This window comes from Metabacillus sp. GQ13 (assembly GCF_059758525.1).
Map to the genome: position 1 here is coordinate 13,175 of NZ_JCAXET010000023.1, position 20,781 is coordinate 33,955.

Annotated in this window: 20 protein-coding genes and 2 other annotated features; of the genes, 19 read left to right on the forward strand and 1 reads right to left on the reverse strand. The window is 37.1% G+C overall.

Going from position 1 to position 20,781, the window contains the following annotated elements:
• Positions 1-117: 117 nt before the first annotated feature.
• The 17 genes from gltX to rpoC all read left to right on the forward strand — a co-directional run bounded on the left by gltX (position 118) and on the right by rpoC (position 19,774).
• Positions 118-1,575, forward strand: coding sequence for a glutamate--tRNA ligase (gltX, locus tag AC6CHR_RS22180; RefSeq protein ID WP_498251242.1), 1,458 nt, complete (start codon positions 118-120; stop codon positions 1,573-1,575).
• 40 nt (positions 1,576-1,615) lie between these two features.
• Positions 1,616-1,871: a binding site (T-box leader), on the forward strand.
• Positions 1,872-2,073: 202 nt separating this feature from the next.
• Positions 2,074-2,769, forward strand: a complete 696-nt coding sequence (gene cysE / locus AC6CHR_RS22185; RefSeq protein WP_498251243.1) for a serine O-acetyltransferase — start codon at positions 2,074-2,076, stop codon at positions 2,767-2,769.
• Entirely contained in the window at positions 2,720-4,123 is a 1,404-nt protein-coding gene (cysS, locus tag AC6CHR_RS22190; RefSeq protein WP_498251303.1) for a cysteine--tRNA ligase, read from the forward strand. The genes cysE and cysS overlap by 50 nt, the downstream gene beginning before the upstream one ends.
• Before the next feature lie 444 nt (positions 4,124-4,567).
• A complete protein-coding gene (locus AC6CHR_RS22195) occupies positions 4,568-4,975 on the forward strand; it encodes a Mini-ribonuclease 3 (RefSeq protein ID WP_498251244.1) in 408 nt (135 codons plus the stop codon).
• Positions 4,976-4,993: 18 nt separating this feature from the next.
• Positions 4,994-5,737 (forward strand): 23S rRNA (guanosine(2251)-2'-O)-methyltransferase RlmB, encoded by a 744-nt coding sequence (gene rlmB, locus AC6CHR_RS22200; RefSeq protein ID WP_498251245.1) that lies wholly within the window; start codon positions 4,994-4,996, stop codon positions 5,735-5,737.
• A 6-nt stretch (positions 5,738-5,743) separates the two neighbouring features.
• Positions 5,744-6,253: an NYN domain-containing protein gene (locus tag AC6CHR_RS22205; RefSeq protein WP_498251246.1), complete on the forward strand. Its 510-nt coding sequence runs from the start codon at positions 5,744-5,746 to the stop codon at positions 6,251-6,253.
• A gap of 178 nt (positions 6,254-6,431) precedes the next feature.
• Entirely contained in the window at positions 6,432-7,088 is a 657-nt protein-coding gene (sigH, locus tag AC6CHR_RS22210; protein WP_498251247.1) for an RNA polymerase sporulation sigma factor SigH, read from the forward strand.
• A gap of 272 nt (positions 7,089-7,360) precedes the next feature.
• A complete protein-coding gene (gene rpmG / locus AC6CHR_RS22215) occupies positions 7,361-7,510 on the forward strand; it encodes a 50S ribosomal protein L33 (RefSeq protein ID WP_498251304.1) in 150 nt (49 codons plus the stop codon).
• Between the two features lie 161 nt (positions 7,511-7,671).
• On the forward strand, positions 7,672-7,854 hold the full coding sequence (secE, locus tag AC6CHR_RS22220; RefSeq protein ID WP_498251248.1) for a preprotein translocase subunit SecE: 183 nt from the start codon (positions 7,672-7,674) through the stop codon (positions 7,852-7,854).
• Between the two features lie 307 nt (positions 7,855-8,161).
• Entirely contained in the window at positions 8,162-8,695 is a 534-nt protein-coding gene (nusG, locus tag AC6CHR_RS22225; protein ID WP_498251249.1) for a transcription termination/antitermination protein NusG, read from the forward strand.
• A 259-nt stretch (positions 8,696-8,954) separates the two neighbouring features.
• Positions 8,955-9,380: a 50S ribosomal protein L11 gene (gene rplK / locus AC6CHR_RS22230; RefSeq protein ID WP_498251250.1), complete on the forward strand. Its 426-nt coding sequence runs from the start codon at positions 8,955-8,957 to the stop codon at positions 9,378-9,380.
• Positions 9,381-9,491: 111 nt separating this feature from the next.
• Complete coding sequence (gene rplA, locus AC6CHR_RS22235) at positions 9,492-10,193, forward strand: 50S ribosomal protein L1 (RefSeq protein WP_498251251.1); 702 nt, start codon at positions 9,492-9,494, stop codon at positions 10,191-10,193.
• Positions 10,194-10,242: 49 nt separating this feature from the next.
• Positions 10,243-10,388: a sequence feature (ribosomal protein L10 leader region), on the forward strand.
• Between the two features lie 45 nt (positions 10,389-10,433).
• Positions 10,434-10,934, forward strand: coding sequence for a 50S ribosomal protein L10 (gene rplJ, locus AC6CHR_RS22240; RefSeq protein ID WP_498251252.1), 501 nt, complete (start codon positions 10,434-10,436; stop codon positions 10,932-10,934).
• Positions 10,935-10,994: 60 nt separating this feature from the next.
• Complete coding sequence (rplL, locus tag AC6CHR_RS22245; protein ID WP_498251253.1) at positions 10,995-11,354, forward strand: 50S ribosomal protein L7/L12; 360 nt, start codon at positions 10,995-10,997, stop codon at positions 11,352-11,354.
• Between the two features lie 133 nt (positions 11,355-11,487).
• Complete coding sequence (locus AC6CHR_RS22250) at positions 11,488-12,090, forward strand: class I SAM-dependent methyltransferase (RefSeq protein ID WP_498251254.1); 603 nt, start codon at positions 11,488-11,490, stop codon at positions 12,088-12,090.
• Between the two features lie 357 nt (positions 12,091-12,447).
• Positions 12,448-16,026, forward strand: coding sequence for a DNA-directed RNA polymerase subunit beta (gene rpoB / locus AC6CHR_RS22255; protein ID WP_498251255.1), 3,579 nt, complete (start codon positions 12,448-12,450; stop codon positions 16,024-16,026).
• 148 nt (positions 16,027-16,174) lie between these two features.
• Positions 16,175-19,774 carry a DNA-directed RNA polymerase subunit beta' gene (gene rpoC, locus AC6CHR_RS22260; protein WP_498251256.1) on the forward strand — a complete coding sequence of 1,200 codons (3,600 nt, stop codon included), beginning with the start codon at positions 16,175-16,177 and terminating at the stop codon, positions 19,772-19,774.
• Positions 19,775-19,786: 12 nt separating this feature from the next.
• On the opposite strand, the gene AC6CHR_RS22265 is transcribed toward rpoC, so the two are convergent.
• On the reverse strand, positions 19,787-19,918 hold the full coding sequence (locus AC6CHR_RS22265; RefSeq protein WP_498251257.1) for a hypothetical protein: 132 nt from the start codon (positions 19,916-19,918) through the stop codon (positions 19,787-19,789).
• Between the two features lie 68 nt (positions 19,919-19,986).
• Here AC6CHR_RS22265 and AC6CHR_RS22270 point away from each other — a divergent pair, with 68 nt between their 5' ends.
• Together AC6CHR_RS22270 and rpsL are read left to right on the forward strand one after the other, a co-directional pair.
• Positions 19,987-20,235 carry a 50S ribosomal protein L7ae-like protein gene (locus tag AC6CHR_RS22270; protein ID WP_498251258.1) on the forward strand — a complete coding sequence of 83 codons (249 nt, stop codon included), beginning with the start codon at positions 19,987-19,989 and terminating at the stop codon, positions 20,233-20,235.
• Between the two features lie 106 nt (positions 20,236-20,341).
• Positions 20,342-20,764 (forward strand): 30S ribosomal protein S12, encoded by a 423-nt coding sequence (rpsL, locus tag AC6CHR_RS22275; protein ID WP_498251259.1) that lies wholly within the window; start codon positions 20,342-20,344, stop codon positions 20,762-20,764.
• Positions 20,765-20,781: the final 17 nt, after the last annotated feature.

Consider the following 20,781-nt stretch of genomic DNA (forward strand, 5'->3'; position numbering starts at 1 on the left):
ATTAAATGATATAGGTTCTAATTGTATTTGAACTTTTACATAGAAATGAAAAATAGCAATAAACCTTTGGAACACGTACAAAGGAATGCTTATCAAATTAGTGTAGTGGAGGTTACTATGACAAACCAAGTAAGGGTGCGGTATGCCCCAAGTCCTACAGGGCATTTACATATAGGAAATGCTAGAACAGCATTATTTAACTATTTATTTGCAAAAAATCTAGGTGGGAAATTTATCGTTCGTATTGAGGATACAGATAAAAAGCGAAATATTGCAGGTGGAGAAGAAAGTCAATTAAAGTATTTAAAGTGGCTTGGAATGGACTGGGATGAAAGTATTGATGTTGGTGGAGAATATGGTCCATATCGTCAATCAGAAAGAAAGGATATTTACCGAAACTATTATGAACTGCTTTTAGAAAAGGGTTTAGCTTATAAATGCTATTGTACAGAAGAGGAATTAGAAAAAGAACGTGAAGAACAAATGGCTCGTGGTGAAACAACTCAGTATTCTGGTAAGCATGCTAACTTGTCTGCTGATGAAGAAAAGGCCCTTGAAGAGCAAGGATTAATGTATAGCATCCGTTTTAGAGTGCCTACGAACAAAGAATTCATTTTTAATGATTTAGTAAAAGGTAACATTTCATTTGAATCCGAGGGTATGGGTGATTTTGTTATTGTTAAAAAAGATGGCACTCCAACCTATAATTTTGCTGTAGCCGTTGACGACCATGAAATGCAGATTTCCCATGTGTTACGTGGCGAAGATCATATTTCAAATACACCAAAACAAATCATGATTTATGAAGCGTTTGGCTGGGATGTTCCTGTGTTTGGTCATATGACATTAATTGTCAATGAAAACCACAAGAAGTTAAGTAAACGTGATGAGTCGATTATCCAATTCATAGAGCAGTACGAAGAATTAGGCTATTTACCAGAAGCGTTATTTAATTTTATTGCTTTGCTAGGTTGGTCTCCAGTTGGAGAAGAAGAAGTATTTAAAAAAGAAAAGCTAATTGAAATTTTTGATGCAGCACGACTATCTAAGTCACCTGCAGTTTTCGATACACAAAAACTTGCTTGGATGAATAACCAGTATATAAAAGAGTTAGATCTTGCTGATCTTGTAGCACTGGTCCTTCCTCATCTAATTAAAGATGGAAAAGTAACGGAGGATATGAATGAGGAAGAAACTGAACGGACTCATCAACTGATTGCCCTCTATCAAGACCAATTAAACTTCGGTGCTGAAATTGTGAGTCTAACAGAATTATTCTTTAGAGAAGATATTGCTTATAACAGTGAAGCAACAGCTATTTTAGAAGGTGAACAGGTACCGGAAGTCCTTAAGTCATTTGTTAATGAACTTCAGAACCTTGAGGATTTTTCAGCAGATAATGTGAAGGCTGCAATCAAAGTGGTACAAAAAGCAACAGGCCAAAAGGGAAAAAATCTCTTTATGCCAATTCGTGTTGCGATAACGGGTCAAGTACATGGTCCGGATTTGCCAAAGTCAATCGCTATTTTAGGTAAAACTAAGGTTGTTGCAAGATTATTGAATGTTATTAGTTAACTTTTATTCAAAAATGTAATATAGTAAGAATAAATATATTGTTAAATCGTTGATAAGGAGAGTAAAGCGTTATTTCCTTCTAAGAGAGAACCTCCGTTGGCTGAAAGGGGTTTAAGTGAAATGATCCTTGAAATGCACCTTAGAGTCTTTTACTAAACATCGATGTGATAAGTAAGTAAAGGCGTGTCGCTCTACGTTATCGGGCTAAAGTTGAGGTTTTGAGGAGCAGGAACGTTATTGAACGATACCTACTCATGCCTAAACAGAGTGGAACCGCGTTTAAAAACGTCTCTGTATTATTTACAGAGGCGTTTTTTTTATGGAGTAAAAACATTGTTTGGGGTTTTTGAGGGGTTTTCTTTTCACATATATAAAATAACGCTGAATTTTAGAATACATGTATGTACTCGTTTATAAAGGTGGTCAGAAGGTCGCCTTATTGACTTAGAAAAACCCCAATGAAATGTGATATCACGAGTGACGATTGGAGGGATTACCGTGTTTCAAATGATGAAAGAAGATGTTGAAATTGTCTTTGAACAAGATCCAGCTGCGAGAAACTATTTTGAGGTGATCTTAACGTATTCTGGATTACATGCTATATGGGGGCATCGAATTGCCCATGCATTGTACAAACGAAAATTGTTCTTCTTAGCGAGAGTGGTTTCACAGGTGAGCCGATTTTTCACAGGTGTAGAAATTCACCCAGCTGCAAAAATCGGACGTCGCTTTTTTATCGACCATGGTATGGGAGTTGTGATTGGGGAAACCTGTGAAATAGGTGATAATGTTACGGTATTCCAAGGAGTCACTCTTGGTGGAACTGGGAAGGAAAAGGGAAAAAGGCATCCAACTATAAAGGACCATGCCTTGATTGCGACAGGTGCAAAAGTATTAGGATCTATTACAGTAGGTGCATACTCAAAAGTAGGTGCAGGCTCTGTTGTACTGAAGGATGTACCAGAGAACTCAACAGTTGTTGGCATCCCAGGTAGAGTTAAAATTCAAAATGGACTTAGAGTGGATCAAGATTTAAACCATTGTGATTTGCCAGATCCAGTGGCAGACCGTTTTAAGGAACTAGAAGTAGAGCTTACAAGCTTAAGATATGAAGTACAACAGTTAAGGAAGGGAAAGAGTGAAGATGACAATAAAGTTGTACAATACACTAACGAGGCAAAAAGAAACGTTTGAACCCCTAGAACCAGGGAAGGTAAAAATGTATGTATGTGGCCCGACGGTTTATAACTATATCCATATAGGAAATGCCAGACCAGCAATTGTATATGACACCGTTCGGAAATATTTGGAATACAGCGGTTTTGAAGTAAATTTCGTTTCGAACTTTACAGATGTTGATGATAAATTAATTAGAGCTGCTAATGAGCTTGGTGAAGATGTGCCAACAATTGCGCAACGTTTTATCGATGCTTATCATGAAGATGTTAAGGCACTTGGTTGCAATCAGGCAACCATTCATCCGCGGGTAACAGAAAGTATCGATATCATTATAGACTTTATTCAAGCGCTAATTGACAAGGGTTTTGCATATGAAGCAGGAGGAGACGTTTACTACAAAACAAGAAACTTTAAAGAATACGGTAAACTATCACATCAGTCAATCGATGAACTTCGTCTTGGAAATAGAATTGATGTAGGGGAGAAAAAACTAGATGCATTAGACTTTGTCCTTTGGAAATCAGCAAAGACAGGAGAGATTTCCTGGGAAAGCCCATGGGGATACGGAAGACCAGGCTGGCATATAGAATGTTCTGCTATGGCTAAGAAATACCTAGGGGACACAATAGACATTCATGCTGGTGGTCAGGATCTAACATTCCCACATCATGAAAATGAAATTGCTCAATCAGAGGCATTAAATGAAAAACCTTTTGCAACTTATTGGATGCATAACGGATATATTAATATAAACAATGAAAAAATGTCTAAATCATTAGGTAACTTTGTGACTGTCCACGACATTATTAAGGAAATTGATCCACAGATCGTGCGGTTTTTCATGTTATCTGTTCACTATCGACATCCGATTAACTTTTCACAAGAGCTATTAGAAAGTACGAAAAATGGATTTGAAAGACTAACAACTTCATATGCCAACCTTTCGCATCGTAAAAATAGCAGCACGAATTTAACGGATAATGATGATGAGTGGCTAAGTAAAATAGGTGAGAATCGAAATCAATTTGAAAAAGAGATGAATGATGATTTCAACACAGCTAATGCAATTTCTGTCCTTTTCGAATTGGCAAAACAAGCGAATTACTATTTAGAACAACAACATACATCAGAAAAGGTCATCCAAGCTTTTCTTGGTGAGTTTGATCAATTGGGCAAGGTATTAGGAGTGAGATTCACTTCATATGAGCTGTTAGATGAGGATATTGATGAGCTGATTAGTCAGCGTATTCAGGCTAGAAAAGACCGTAACTTCGTATTAGCGGATGAAATTAGAGATAAATTAAAAGATTTACGTATTATTTTAGAGGATACCCCTCAGGGAACTAGGTGGAAGCGGATTGTTGATTGAGGCTATTTTCGCAAAGGTAGTTGTTTTTCGAAATAAGCAATTCTTTACGTATTTAGCTTGTCTTCGTGCTCTTTTCGTATGACTATATTGTTATTTCCTTTTAAAATAGCTTCAACTTCTAGAGGGAAAAATCGAAAAGCCGATTTTTTCAGGGTTAAGAGCAACAAACTTTTAGAAAGAGCCTGATTGATTATCCGTAGATAAAACTGGGAATAACGATAAGTAAGCTACTTATTTTCACTATAATATGCAATGATAAAGTATAACAAATGGTAACACTGTATAGAATGGCTGTTTTTGAAAAGGTTGTTGTTTTTCGTAATATGCACTACTGCTCTTTTCTTTTAAAATAGCTGCAATTTATACAGTGGGCAATAACTTTAGAAAAGAGCTTAAATGAAAAATCAACAATCTTTCGAAACGGCTTAAGAAAAGAGGAACATCATGTTTTTAGATTTTGAGACAATTAAGGATTCTAAGCTTTTGAATAGCTTAGCTTTAGCATATATTGGTGATGCTATTTATGAAGTCTATGTCAGACATCACCTTTTAGCAGCAGGTAGTATCCGACCGAATCAACTTCATAACCAAGCAAAGAGATATGTTTCAGCAAAGGCACAAGCTAGTATTTTGCACCATTTAAATTCGTTGGACTTTTTTTCTGAAGCAGAAGAAGCTGTGATAAGGCGTGGCAGAAATGCAAAGTCAGGTACGATTCCTAAAAATACTGATGTGCAAACTTACCGTTACAGTACTGCTTTTGAAGCGTTGCTTGGACATCTTTACTTAGAAAAAGAACATCAACGTTTAGATGAAATAATACAAGTGTCAATTGAGTTTATTAAATCTTGAAGAAGGGAGGAAGAAAAAATGGATCTAGACTATATTATTGGTCGTAACCCAGTTATTGAAGTATTAAAGTCATCACGAGATATTAATAAAATATGGGTTGCGGAGAATTCATTAAAGGGACAAGCACAACAAATAATCGAGCTTGCTAAGGATAGAGGCATAACGATAAATTTTGTCCCAAAGAAGAAAATTGACCAAATGGTTGAAGGTAATCACCAAGGGGTCGTTGCTCAAGTAGCGGCATATGAATATGTTCATATTGATGACATTTTAAAGGTTGCCGAAAAAAGAGAAGAAATGCCATTCCTACTCTTACTAGATGAGATAGAGGATCCGCATAATTTAGGGTCAATCATGAGGACTGCGGATGCTGTGGGGGCGCACGGGATTGTGATTCCTAAGAGAAGAGCAGTTGGTCTAACAGCTACTGTTGCAAAATCTTCAACTGGTGCAATTGAACATATACCTGTTGCTCGAGTAACAAACATGGCTAGAACGATTGAGGAATTAAAGGAAAAAGGCGTATGGATTATTGGAACTGATGCAAGTGCAAAAGATGATTACCGAAATTTAGATGGAAATATGCCTTTAGCTCTGATTATAGGGAGTGAAGGAAAGGGTATAGGTCGCTTAGTTAAGGAAAAGTGTGATTTTTTAATTAAAATGCCTATGGTGGGACATGTTACATCCTTAAATGCATCTGTTGCAGGAAGCCTTTTAATGTATGAGGTATATAGAAAGCGACATCCTTTAGGGGAGTAATGTGAAATGGATATCCTATTAGTTGATGGATATAACATTATAGGTGCTTGGCCTGAATTACAAAAGCTAAAAGTAAATGACCTTTCTGAAGCAAGGAATTTATTAATTGAAAAGATGGCTGAATATCAAGCTTATACTGGATACAGGGTCTTGGTAGTATTTGATGCTCACCTTGTAAAGGGAATAGAAACAAAGGTAAAAAACTACCGGGTTGAGGTTATTTATACAAGGGAGCATGAAACAGCGGACGAGCGTATTGAAAAGTTAGCAAAGTCATTAAATAACATTAAAACACAAGTCCACGTAGCCACATCTGATTTCACTGAGCAATGGGCAATTTTTGGACAGGGAGCCCTTCGGAAATCTGCAAGAGAACTTTTAAATGAGATGGAATCAATTGAGGGGCGTATCATGCATAAAGTGAAAAAAATTGAAGAAAAACGTCCCTCTTCAAAAATATTATTTCCGGATGATGTAATGGATAAGCTAGAGAAATGGCGAAGGGGAAACCTATGATGTGTGTTCGAAAAGGTCAAAGAGAATCGAGATGATGAAGGAAGAAGAGTAGCAAACTGAGTACTTTATTTTGACAGATATCGCTCTAAACCTTTGAACAACCTCTTATAGTTGGTTGACGCTTACAAAAAGCATACTGTATAATGTTGTTATCTTGTGTGCGGTCGGGGGGATCGGCTTGAATTCACCATTCAACAAGGGCAAGGTCAGCAGGGACGAATTTGTATTATTGGAAGATGAACAAGTGATTGAACTCGTGCATAATGGCAATAGTGAAGCATTGGATTATTTAATTACGAAATATCGCAATTTTGTTCGGGCAAAGGCAAGATCTTACTTTTTAATTGGTGCCGATCGTGAGGATATTATTCAAGAAGGAATGATAGGGTTATATAAAGCGATTCGTGACTTTAAAGAGGACAAGTTATCTTCATTTAAAGCGTTTGCGGAACTTTGTATTACCAGGCAAATCATTACAGCTATCAAAACGGCAACTCGTCAAAAGCATATACCGTTGAATTCATATATCTCATTAGATAAGCCAATTTATGATGAAGAGTCTGATCGAACATTGATGGATGTTATCTCGGGTGCAAAAGTAATGAATCCTGAGGAATTAATCATTAATCAGGAGGAATTTGACGATATTGAAGTGAAAATGGGAGAGCTATTAAGTGATTTAGAGCGTAAAGTTCTAGTTTTATATTTAGATGGACGTTCTTATCATGAAATTTCTGAAGAGTTGGATCGACATGTTAAATCGATCGATAATGCTTTACAGCGTGTCAAACGAAAACTAGAGCGTTACTTAGAACTAAGAGAGATTAGTCTGTAAGAGCAGTAGATTTTATCGTTTATTGACGAAAAAACCTCACTGTGATACAGTTTTAATGAATTGTTGTGTTCGAATAGATTATTATTTATCGTATTACGTACTACAATACGAAATTAATTTTCTTTCGTGCTCTTTTCACTTAATTACTTTGGTATTTCCTTTTAATATAAATTCTATTTTTACTGAAAAATCCAAAAGTCGGTTTTTTCTCTGAGAGCAATAAACTTTTAGAAAACAGCTTTATGAATAAATGTGTTACGGTAGGTGAGAACATGCGAAAGAAAGTAACGATGTCATGCATATCTTGTGGTAATAGAAACTATACAACAATGAAAAATACAACGAGCACAAGTGATCGATTAGAAGTTAAAAAGTTTTGTAAAGTATGCAATTCTCATACAGACCACCGTGAAACAAAGTAGTCTTTATATTTTTTTATCCTATCATAATATTTTATAAGTATATGGGCTAAGTTTGTATATAGTTCTAGCGCCCAGCCAATTCCAATGACTTACCTGAGGGTTGTCAAGCGCTTGCGCTTCTAATTTGCGAAGTTTCCCTATTATTCCTGGAGGTAACATTCATGCAACGTTTACTTAATTTTTTTCGAGATGTATCTCGTGAAATGAAGAAGGTTAGTTGGCCTAAAGGCAAGGAATTAAGAAAGTATACAATTACAGTTATATCAACTGTAACATTCGTTGCGGTGTTCTTTGCGGTTATTGACTTAGGAATTTCTTCTTTAATTCGGATGATTTTTGAATAACAGATAGAATATCGTGCTATAATAGAAAATATTAATCTTTGTCTGCAAAACCCGTTAAACGGGTTTTTTCATTGTTTAAAAAGGATTTAGTATTCAAACAAAATCATATAAAGATTCATCTAAGGCTTTAGCTCGTTATATTGTTCTAGTTTAAGTGAATGAGTTTCGGATTTTAACAATTTGTATGGCTTGCCTGTTCCACCCTAACTTGATTGATTCCTAATCATTTAACAGTTTAGATGGTGGCGCATATGCAGCTATTGCCAAAACCTATTGTGGGGAGGGAAGGACAAGTTGTCCTGACATTATGGAAAAGAATTGGTATGTTGTACACACCTATTCAGGTTATGAAAATAAAGTAAAAGCCAATCTTGAGAAACGTGTAGAATCAATGGGTATGGAAGATAAAATTTTCAGAGTAGTTGTACCTGAAGAAGAAGAAACGGATTATAAAGATGGTAAAAAGAAGGTTGTAAAGAAAAAGGTCTTTCCAGGTTATGTACTAGTTGAAATTGTCATGACTGATGATTCTTGGTATGTTGTTCGTAATACGCCAGGTGTAACAGGTTTTGTTGGTTCATCAGGCCATGGGTCAAAGCCGACACCTTTATTACAAGAAGAAATTGATTTTATTCTAAAACGCATGGGCATGGATGAACATCGTATAGAAATTGATTACGAATTGAAAGAAACAGTAAAAGTAACAGAAGGTCCATTTGCTAACTTTACAGGTTCGATTGAAGAAATTGATCAAGACAAAAATAAACTTAAGGTCTTAGTTAATATGTTCGGAAGAGAAACACCTGTAGAATTGGACTTTGCCCAAGTGTCTAAATTATAATGTAAAAAAACTTGAAATTAATCGTGGAAAGTGGTAATATTTCATAGGTCAGTATGTCTCATGAACATGAGGCAGAATTTTGTCTTTACACTGGTCAGAAATTCGTTCATTTCTGAATCGATAAGGGTAAGCGACTCAAACATTACTGAGTTGACTATGTTGCCCGAATTTTAACCATTCGTATCACGGATGGCTTAGATGAGTGGGAGGGTTAAATTTAACCCAATTACCACATCACGGACTTAAGGAGGTGTGTCTCGTGGCTAAAAAAGTAATTAAAATTGTAAAATTGCAAATTCCTGCAGCAAAAGCTAATCCAGCTCCACCAGTTGGTCCTGCGTTAGGTCAAGCTGGTGTTAATATCATGGGATTCTGTAAAGAGTTTAACGCTCGTACTGCTGACCAAGCTGGCTTAATCATTCCAGTAGAAATCACAGTATTCGAAGACCGTTCATTCACATTTATTACAAAAACTCCCCCTGCTGCTGTATTACTTAAAAAAGCAGCTGGAATTGAGTCTGGTTCTGGTGAACCAAACCGTAATAAAGTAGCAACAGTTAATCGTGACAAGGTACGTGAAATCGCTGAAACAAAAATGCCTGATTTAAACGCAGCAAGTGTTGAATCAGCTATGCGTATGGTTGAAGGTACTGCACGTAGTATGGGTATCGTTATCGAAGACTAATGTTTAATTAGTTTGGGAATGTTTTTGGGGTTGCGAGTTTGCGTAAAAACAAGTTCGCAACCTTTATTCGTGGGAGGTTATTCCGCTAAAACCACTAAGGAGGAAATTATTATGGCAAAAACAGGTAAAAAATTAGCAGAAGCTGCAAAGCTAGTAGATCGTTCAAAGTTCTATTCAGTACAAGAAGCAGTTGAACTTGTTAAGAAAACAAGCGTCGTTAACTTTGATGCTACTGTAGAAGTTGCATTTCGTTTAGGAGTTGACCCTAAGAAAGCTGACCAACAAATTCGTGGGGCAGTAGTTCTTCCTAATGGAACTGGTAAAACTCAACGTGTATTAGTATTTGCTAAAGGTGATAAAGCGAAAGAAGCTGAAGCAGCTGGAGCTGACTATGCTGGAGATACTGATTATATTACGAAGATCCAACAAGGTTGGTTTGACTTTGATGTAATCGTTGCTACACCAGACATGATGGGTGAAGTTGGTAAATTAGGTCGTGTATTAGGACCAAAAGGTTTAATGCCTAACCCTAAAACAGGAACAGTAACATTTGATGTTACAAAAGCTGTTAACGAAATTAAAGCTGGTAAAGTGGAATACCGTTTAGATAAAGCTGGTATTATCCATGTTCCTATCGGAAAAGTATCATTTGACGATAACAAACTAGTTGAAAACTTTACAACAATTTTTGAAACTTTATCAAAAGCTAAACCAGCTGCAGCAAAGGGAACTTACATGAAGAGTGTTAATACTACTTCAACTATGGGTCCTGGCGTGAAGGTTGATACTTCTAGCTTCTCAGCTGTAAAATAATAACTATTGACTTCGTAAAGAAGTTTATATATAATAATTAATGTTGTGTTAAAAAAATATCGCTATACCGCAGACAGTAGGGGCTAAATAATAGCTTAATTTCCTACCGAGGTGTATTTACGAATAAAGCATATTATTGCTTGTTGTGTATATACAAACCTCCATGTCTATCGTGGAGGTTTTTTTTACAGCCATCACCGAACGGTACTAGTGTTAAATGAAACTACAGGAGGTGTAACAATGAGCGCAATTATTGAACAAAAGAAACTAGTCGTAGACGAGATCACTAAAAAGTTTCGTGAAAGCAAATCTACTATTGTTGTAGATTATCGTGGATTGACTGTTGGAGAAGTTACTGAATTACGTAAGCAATTACGTGATGCTGGAATAGACTTCAAAGTATACAAAAACTCGATGGCTAGACGTGCAGTAGAACTAGCTGAAATCTCTGGTCTTAACGATGCATTAACTGGACCAAACGCAATTGCATTTGGTTATGATGATGTTGTAGCTCCAGCTAAAATTTTGAATGAGTTTGCTAAAAAGCATGAAGCACTTGAAATCAAAGCTGGTGTAATCGAAGGTAGTGTTGCGTCTGTTGAAGAAGTTAAGGCTCTTGCAGAACTTCCATCACGCGATGGTTTACTTTCTATGTTGCTTAGTGTTCTTCAAGCTCCAATTCGTAATCTTGCACTTGCTACAAAAGCTGTTGCAGAACAAAAAGAAGAACAAGGTGCATAATCTGATTCACTTATCATTTAATTAATAAAAATTATAGGAAAAAACAAGGAGGAAATTATAATGACTCAAGAACAAATCATTGAAGCAGTTAAAAGTATGACTGTTTTAGAATTAAACGACTTAGTTAAAGCAATCGAAGAAGAGTTTGGTGTAACTGCTGCTGCTCCTGTAGCTGCTGCTGCTGGTGCAGGCGAAGCTGCTGCTGAGCAAACTGAATTTGATGTAATACTTAACAGTGCTGGTGGACAAAAAATCAAAGTTATCAAAGTAGTTCGTGAAGCTACAGGTCTTGGCTTGAAAGAAGCTAAAGAAGTAGTTGATAATGCTCCAAAAGCAATCAAAGAAGGCGTATCTAAAGCTGATGCAGATGAACTAGTTGCTAAACTTGAAGAAGTTGGCGCTTCAGTAGAAATTAAGTAATTTAAAACGTAACTGTCTAAAAAGCTCGCTGATGATAGCGGGCTTTTTATGTATATTTATTTTATATAACGTTTGTTTGTATAAAACGTATATGAAATGTAAACCCTAAACTCCTGAAAGAGGAGGTGCGAATATGAGTGATCATTACTATTCTCAAAAACCAACAGTGAAAAGTGATCGAAAAACGTGGGAATTCACCTTGAAAGGACAACTCTTTACATTTCACAGTGATAGAGGTGTATTTTCAAAAAATGAAGTTGATTTTGGATCGCGGCTTCTAATAGATACATTTGGATTACCTGATATTCAAGGTGATATTCTAGATGTTGGATGTGGATATGGTCCGGTCGGTCTATCAATTGCAAAGCATTATAACAGACATGTAGATTTAATCGACATTAATGAACGAGCAATAGAATTAACCATTGAAAATGCAACTGTTAACTCTATTGAAAACGTGACTATTTTTCAAAGTGACTTGTTTCAAAATGTAGCAAATGATCGGGTGTATGCTGCTGTATTAACGAACCCGCCAATCCGTGCAGGGAAAAAAGTGGTACATTCAATCTTTGAAGAAAGCTATAAACGATTGATTAGCGGTGGAGAGTTATGGATTGTCATCCAAAAGAAACAAGGTGCTCCATCTGCGGTTAACAAACTAAATGAATGGTTTTCTGAAGTGGAGATTGTTGCTAGAGAAAAGGGTTACTATATTATTAAAGCTAAAAAAGGTTGACTCAATTTACCTATTATGCTAATATTATAAAATGCCAATATATAATTTCCATAACTGTCTAATTTTTAGGTAATTAGATGTATAAAACGTTGAATTATGGAGATACTTATAAAATCAATAGTACGATTCAAAATTGTGGTTTTCTAGGAAGAAACCCTTTTTATTTTTTGTTTTTTACTTGCGTTTGTACTTGGATTTCCTTTCTTTTTATTTCAGATTTTATAAGTGTATATGAAGATATTGATTTTAAGAGAATGATCCTTTTGTGAGTTCTCTTATTCGTCTGTCAAAAAAAATTAAGGTATACATAACGGTACAACGCAAGATCTATTACGCTTGATTTGAGGGGTGAATGAGTTGACAGGTCAACTAGTTCAGTATGGACGACACCGCCAACGTAGAAGTTACGCACGCATTAGTGAAGTGTTAGAATTGCCAAATCTTATTGAAATTCAAACATCTTCCTATCAATGGTTTCTTGATGAGGGCTTAAGAGAAATGTTTCAGGATATTTCTCCTATTGAGGATTTTACGGGTAACCTCTTGCTAGAGTTTATTGATTATAGCTTAGGAGACCCTAAGTACTCCGTTGAGGAATCAAAGGAGCGCGATGTTACCTACTCTGCGCCATTACGTGTGAAGGTGCGATTAATTAACAAGGAAACTGGTGAAGTAAAAGATCAAGATGTCTTTATGGGTGATTTTCCACTCATGACAGAGACGGGTACATTTGTCATTAACGGAGCTGAGCGAGTAATCGTATCTCAGTTAGTCCGAAGCCCAAGTGTATATTACAGTGCCAAAGTCGATAAAAATGGTAAAAAAGGTTTCACTGCGACTGTTATTCCAAACCGTGGAGCTTGGTTAGAGTATGAAACAGATGCTAAAGAAGTAGTTTATGTACGTATTGATCGTACGCGTAAATTGCCGGTTTCTGTTCTTTTACGTGCTCTTGGGTTTGGCTCTGATCAAGAAATCATCGACTTATTAGGTGAAAATGAGTACTTGCGTAATACTCTTGATAAAGATAATACGGAAAGTTCTGAAAAGGCTTTGCTTGAAATCTATGAGCGCTTACGCCCTGGTGAACCACCAACAGTTGATAATGCGAAGAGTCTGTTAGAATCAAGATTCTTTGATCCTAAACGCTATGATTTTGCAAATGTTGGACGATACAAGATTAATAAAAAGCTTCATATAAAAAATCGTCTATTTAATCAACGTTTAGCAGAAACACTAGTTGATCCTGAAACAGGTGAGATTATTGCTGAAAAAGGAACGATGATTGATAGAAGAACGTTAGATAGAATTATGCCGAACCTCGAAAGTGGTGTAGGTTTCAAAAAGGAATACCCTTCTGGCGGAGTAAATGAGAATGAAGTAACCCTTCAATCTATTAAAATTTATTCACCAAACGATCCTGAAGGTGAGCAAGTAATCAATGTGCTTGGTAATGCATATGTAGATGAATCTGTTAAAAATATCACAGTTGCAGATATCTTATCTTCTATTAGTTATTTCTTTAACCTTTTACATGGTGTAGGTGATACAGATGATATCGATCACCTTGGTAACCGTAGATTGCGCTCAGTAGGTGAATTGTTACAAAATCAATTCAGAATTGGGCTATCTAGGATGGAACGTGTTGTGCGTGAAAGAATGTCTATTCAGGATACGAATACAATCACACCACAACAATTGATTAATATACGCCCAGTTATTGCGTCAATAAAAGAGTTCTTTGGTAGCTCTCAGTTATCTCAGTTCATGGATCAAACAAATCCACTAGCTGAACTAACACACAAACGTCGACTATCAGCACTAGGACCAGGTGGTTTAACTCGTGAACGTGCCGGAATGGAAGTACGTGACGTTCATTATTCACATTATGGTCGTATGTGTCCGATTGAAACACCAGAGGGACCAAATATCGGATTGATAAACTCATTATCTTCTTATGCAAAGGTAAACAGATTTGGCTTTATTGAAACGCCTTATCGTAGAGTTGATCCTGAATCAGGGAAAGTAACCTCACGTATTGACTATTTAACTGCGGATGAAGAGGATAATTATGTTGTTGCCCAAGCAAATGCTAGATTAGCTGACGATGGATCATTTATTGATACAGATATCGTTGCTCGTTTCCGCGGTGAGAACACAGTTATTAATCGAGATCGTATCGACTATATGGATGTATCACCAAAACAAGTAGTATCAGCTGCGACTGCTTGTATCCCATTCTTAGAAAACGATGACTCAAACCGTGCGTTAATGGGTGCGAACATGCAACGTCAAGCCGTACCGTTATTAAATCCAGAGTCCCCATTAGTTGGAACAGGTATGGAATATGTATCTGGTAAGGACTCGGGTGCTGCAGTTATTTGTAAACACCCTGGGGTTGTAGAGCGTGTAGAGGCGAAGAACGTTTGGGTTCGTCGCTATGAAGATGTTGATGGTCAAAAAGTCAAAGGTAATTTAGATAAATATAGATTGTTAAAATTCATTCGTTCTAATCAAGGTACTTGCTACAATCAACGTCCGATAGTAAGTGAAGGCAATGAGGTAGTAAAGGGCGAAATCTTAGCAGATGGCCCGTCTATGGAGTTGGGTGAACTTGCGTTAGGAAGAAACGTAATGGTTGCCTTTATGACGTGGGATGGTTACAACTACGAAGATGCTATTATCATGAGTGAGAGACTTGTGAAAGACGATGTTTATACATCTATTCATATTGAAGAGTATGAATCAGAAGCTCGTGATACAAAATTAGGACCTGAAGAAATTACACGCGATATTCCTAATGTCGGTGAAGATGCTTTAAGGAATTTAGATGAACGTGGAATTATCCGTATTGGTGCTGAAGTAAAAGATGGTGACTTATTAGTTGGTAAAGTTACTCCAAAAGGTGTAACGGAGCTTACTGCAGAAGAACGTCTTTTACACGCTATCTTTGGAGAAAAAGCGCGTGAAGTACGTGATACATCACTAAGAGTACCACATGGTGGAGGAGGAATCGTACACGATGTTAAAGTGTTTAACCGTGAAGACGGAGATGAATTACCACCAGGTGTTAATCAGCTTGTCCGCGTTTTTATAGTTCAAAAACGTAAGATTCATGAAGGGGACAAAATGGCTGGACGTCATGGTAACAAGGGTGTTATCTCTCGTATTCTACCGGAAGAAGATATGCCTTACTTACCGGATGGAACACCAGTAGATATCATGTTAAATCCACTTGGTGTACCATCACGTATGAATATCGGTCAAGTACTAGAACTGCATTTAGGTATGGCTGCTCGTATAATGGGTATTCATGTAGCTTCTCCAGTATTTGATGGAGCTACGGAAGAGGATGTTTGGTCTACGTTAGAAGAAGCAGGCATGGCACGAGATGCAAAAACAGTATTATACGATGGTCGTACAGGTGAACCGTTTGATAACCGTGTATCAGTTGGAATCATGTATATGATCAAACTTGCACACATGGTTGATGATAAGCTACACGCTCGTTCAACTGGACCATATTCACTAGTTACTCAGCAGCCACTTGGTGGTAAAGCACAATTTGGTGGTCAGCGCTTCGGTGAAATGGAAGTTTGGGCACTGGAAGCATACGGTGCCGCATACACTCTTCAAGAAATTTTGACTGTTAAATCAGATGACGTTGTTGGTCGTGTGAAAACGTACGAAGCGATTGTTAAAGGCGAAAATGTACCAGAACCAGGTGTTCCAGAGTCATTTAAGGTATTAATTAAAGAGCTTCAAAGTTTAGGTATGGACGTTAAAATGCTTTCTGGTGATGAAAAAGAGATCGAAATGAGAGATCTTGATGAAGACGAGGAAGCTCAACAAGCAGAGGGTTTATCATTAAATGAACAAGCAGCTTCAGAGAAAGAAGCTACTGAATTAATAAAAGATACAGTAACGAAGGAATAAGCAACTAGTAAGTCTAAATCATTGCTCGAGCACTTAACCCATTATGGCTAAGTGCTTTGAGTTAGATACAGATCATCCATTGAAAAACTTTTTCTTTCATGTTTTTAAAATAGGGTATAACCTGAAGACGAAAAGGGAGGTAGGCCCCTTGTTAGATGTAAATAATTTTGAATATATGAGCATCGGTTTAGCATCACCAGACAAGATTCGATCTTGGTCTTTTGGAGAAGTTAAGAAACCAGAAACAATTAACTATCGTACATTGAAGCCTGAAAAGGACGGTCTTTTTTGTGAGCGAATATTCGGACCGACAAAAGACTGGGAATGTCATTGCGGTAAATATAAAAGAGTACGTTATAAAGGTGTAGTTTGTGATCGTTGTGGAGTTGAGGTAACAAGAGCGAAAGTTCGACGTGAGAGAATGGGACATATTGAATTAGCTGCTCCAGTATCACACATTTGGTACTTTAAAGGTATTCCAAGTCGAATGGGCTTAGTACTTGATATGTCTCCTCGTGCTTTAGAAGAAGTTATTTATTTTGCTTCTTACGTAACAACGGATGTAGGAGATACTCCACTTGAAAAGAAACAATTGTTATCTGAGAAAGAGTACCGCGCATACCGTGAAAAATATGGTGGTACATTTCAAGCTTCCATGGGTGCAGAGGCAATTAAAAAGCTGCTTTCTGACATTGATCTAGATAAAGACGTAGAGGCATTAAAGGAAGAGTTGAAAACTGCACAGGGTCAGCGTAGAACCCGTGCAATTAAACGACTTGAAGTTCTTGAAGCATTCCGCCATTCGGGTAACCACCCATCATGGATGATTCTTGATGTTCTTCCTGTCATTCCTCCTGAATTACGTCCAATGGTTCAGCTAGATGGTGGTCGTTTTGCAACATCTGATTTAAATGACTTGTATAGACGAGTTATCAACCGTAATAATCGTCTTAAGCGTTTATTAGATTTAGGTGCTCCAAGTATTATTGTTCAAAATGAAAAGCGTATGCTTCAAGAAGCAGTAGATGCGTTAATCGATAATGGTCGACGAGGTCGTCCAGTAACAGGTCCTGGTAACCGTCCATTAAAATCTCTTTCACATATGTTAAAAGGGAAACAAGGGCGTTTCCGTCAAAATCTATTAGGTAAACGTGTTGACTACTCTGGACGTTCAGTTATTGTTGTTGGACCAAACCTAAAAATGTACCAATGTGGTTTACCAAAGGAAATGGCATTAGAGCTATTTAAACCTTTCGTAATGAAGGAATTAGTACAAAGAGGGCTAGCTCATAATATAAAGAGTGCTAAAAGAAAAATCGAGAAAGTGCACCCAGAGGTTTGGGATGTTTTAGAGGAAGTAATTAGAGAACATCCAGTCTTACTTAACCGGGCACCTACTCTTCATAGATTGGGAATTCAAGCCTTTGAACCTACTTTAGTTGAAGGACGTGCGATTCGTCTACATCCACTTGTCTGTACAGCATACAATGCAGATTTTGATGGTGACCAGATGGCTGTTCACGTTCCATTATCAGCAGAAGCACAGGCAGAAGCACGAATATTAATGCTTGCTGCACAAAACATCCTTAACCCTAAAGATGGTAAGCCGGTTGTAACTCCATCACAGGATATGGTTTTAGGTAACTATTACTTAACACTAGAGCGTGAAGGTGTAATCGGTGAGGGTATGATTTTCAATGATACAAACGAAGCATTGCTTGCGTACCAAAGCGGATATGTACATTTACATACTCGTGTAGCTGTTAATGCAGCTTCATTAAACAAAGAAACTTTTACTGAAAAACAAAACAAGATGCTTCTTATAACTTCAGTAGGAAAATTAATCTTTAATGAAATTTTACCAGAATCATTTCCATATATGAATGAACCAACGAAACAGAATATTGAAGAGAAGATTCCTGACAAGTACTTTGTGGAAACACATGTAAATGTTAAGGAGCATATTGCAGCACAAGAAGAAATTGCTCCATTTAATAAAGGTATTCTCGGAAAAGTGATTGCGGAAATCTTTAAGAAGTTCCGTATTACTGAAACATCAAAAATGTTAGACCGTATGAAAAATCTTGGTTTTAAATACTCAACTAAGGCAGGTATAACAGTAGGTGTATCTGATATCATCGTATTAAAAGAAAAGAAAGAAATTATCAGTGAAGGTCAAACCAAAGTTGATAACGTATTAAAGCAATTTAGAAGAGGTTTAATTACTGAAGAAGAGCGCTATGAACGAGTAATATCGATTTGGAGTGCGGCTAAAGATACAATTCAAGGGAAATTAATGGCTTCACTTGATAAACGTAATCCAATCTTTATGATGAGTGATTCTGGAGCTCGTGGTAATGCTTCTAACTTTACACAACTTGCGGGTATGCGTGGACTTATGGCCAACCCGGCTGGACGTATTATTGAGTTACCAATCAAGTCTAGTTTCCGTGAAGGTTTAACAGTATTAGAATACTTCATCTCTACACATGGTGCTCGTAAAGGACTTGCCGATACAGCCTTGAAGACTGCCGATTCTGGTTACTTAACACGACGTCTTGTAGATGTTGCGCAGGATGTAATTATTCGTGATGATGACTGTGGTACGGATCGTGGTATTCTGGCAATGGCGATTAAAGAGGGTTCAGAAGTAATTGAAAAATTAGATGAGCGTTTGGTAGGTCGTTATTGTCGTAAGGTCGTTAAACATCCTGAAACTGGCGACATCATTGTAAATGAAAATGAGTTAATAACTGAAGATATTACAGTTGAAATTATGGAAGCTGGTATTGACCAAGTTTGGATCCGTTCAGCATTTACATGTAACACTAGACATGGTGTATGTAAAAAATGTTACGGACGTAACCTTGCTACAGGCAGTGAAGTTGAAGTTGGGGAAGCAGTTGGAATTATCGCTGCCCAATCAATCGGTGAACCAGGTACACAGTTAACAATGCGTACATTCCATACCGGTGGGGTTGCTGGAGACGATATTACACAAGGTTTACCTCGTATTCAAGAGCTGTTTGAAGCCAGAAACCCTAAAGGGCAAGCTATAATTTCAGAAATCAATGGTATTGTTTCTGAAATTAATGAGGTTCGTGATAAACAACAAGAGATTGTTATCCAAGGTGAAGTTGAATCACGTTCATATACAGCTCCATATAATGGACGCTTAAAAGTTGACCAGGGCGACAAGGTAGAGAGTGGCCAAGTATTAACTGAAGGTTCAATTGATCCTAAAGAATTACTTAAAGTAAAAGATCTTCAGGCAGTACAAAGTTATCTATTACGTGAAGTTCAAAAAGTATACCGTATGCAAGGGGTAGAAATTGGAGATAAACACGTTGAGGTAATGGTACGTCAAATGCTACGTAAAGTAAGAGTCATGGATGCCGGAGATACAAACGTATTACCAGGAACTCTTCTTGATGTTCATCAATTTACTGATGCAAACAAGAGTGTTTTATTAAAAGGCAAGCGCCCTGCTACAGGTCGTCCAGTCTTACTAGGTATTACAAAAGCTTCTCTAGAAACAGATTCCTTCTTGTCTGCAGCGTCATTCCAAGAGACAACACGTGTTCTTACAGACGCAGCAATTAAAGGAAAACGTGATGAACTACTAGGACTTAAAGAAAATGTTATTATTGGTAAACTTGTACCTGCTGGTACAGGAATGCCGAGATATCGACAAGCAGAGCCAATTGCTAAGGTTGAACAACCCGAAGAAGCAATTTCTGTTGATTGATTTTTATAACGTTTAATGAATTGGATAGTAGACATTTGGTGTAATCAATACACCAAATGTCTTATCTGATGAAGAAATCTCTGTAAGTTCATAGCATTGAAGGGAGATAGTTGTCAAAGATTTTTCAATTGAGATTGTTGACATCTAGCGCTGCCAATGTTACTATATTCAAGGTGCTCAATCATACCTGTTGCTTTGGAGGATATTTAATTATGTCTTATGAAAAAGTATCACAGGCACAGAAAATAATTGTTGGTACTAAGCAATCAGTTAAGGCTCTTTTAAACAATCAAGTTAAAGAAATCGTTATTGCTGAAGATGCTGATTATCGAATTGTCGAAAAGGTTATTCAAACAGCAGAACAACAACAAACTCCTTTAACAAAAGTAACTTCTATGAAAAGGCTTGGAAAAGCTTGTGGAATAGAGGTAGGAGCTGCCGCGGTCGCTATAATCCAGTAAAAGCTGTTTTTGCGATATGTATACACATTTTGCAGAAACTTTGTTTTTGCTAAAATATGAACCACCTGGATGTGTGGTATTAAGAATGAGGGGAGGAAAAACCAAAATGCCTACTATTAATCAATTAGTACGTAAAGGTCGTGTAAGTAAAGTAGTGAAATCAACTTCACCTGCTTTAAACAAAGGTTACAATAGCTTCAAAAAAGAACAAACAGATGTATCTTCACCTCAAAAACGTGGTGTATGTACTCGTGTAGGTACGATGACGCCGAAGAAACCTAACTCAGCGCTTCGTAAATATGCTCGTGTACGTTTAACTAACGGAATTGAAGTAACTGCTTATATCCCAGGTATTGGCCATAACCTACAAGAACATAGTGTTGTTCTTATTCGTGGAGGTCGTGTAAAAGATTTACCGGGGGTACGTTACCATATTGTTCGTGGAGCACTTGATACAGCTGGAGTAGATGGTCGTATGCAAGGTCGTTCTAAATACGGAACTAAGCGTCCAAAAGCTGCAAAGAAATAATAAACACTATCTGAAGT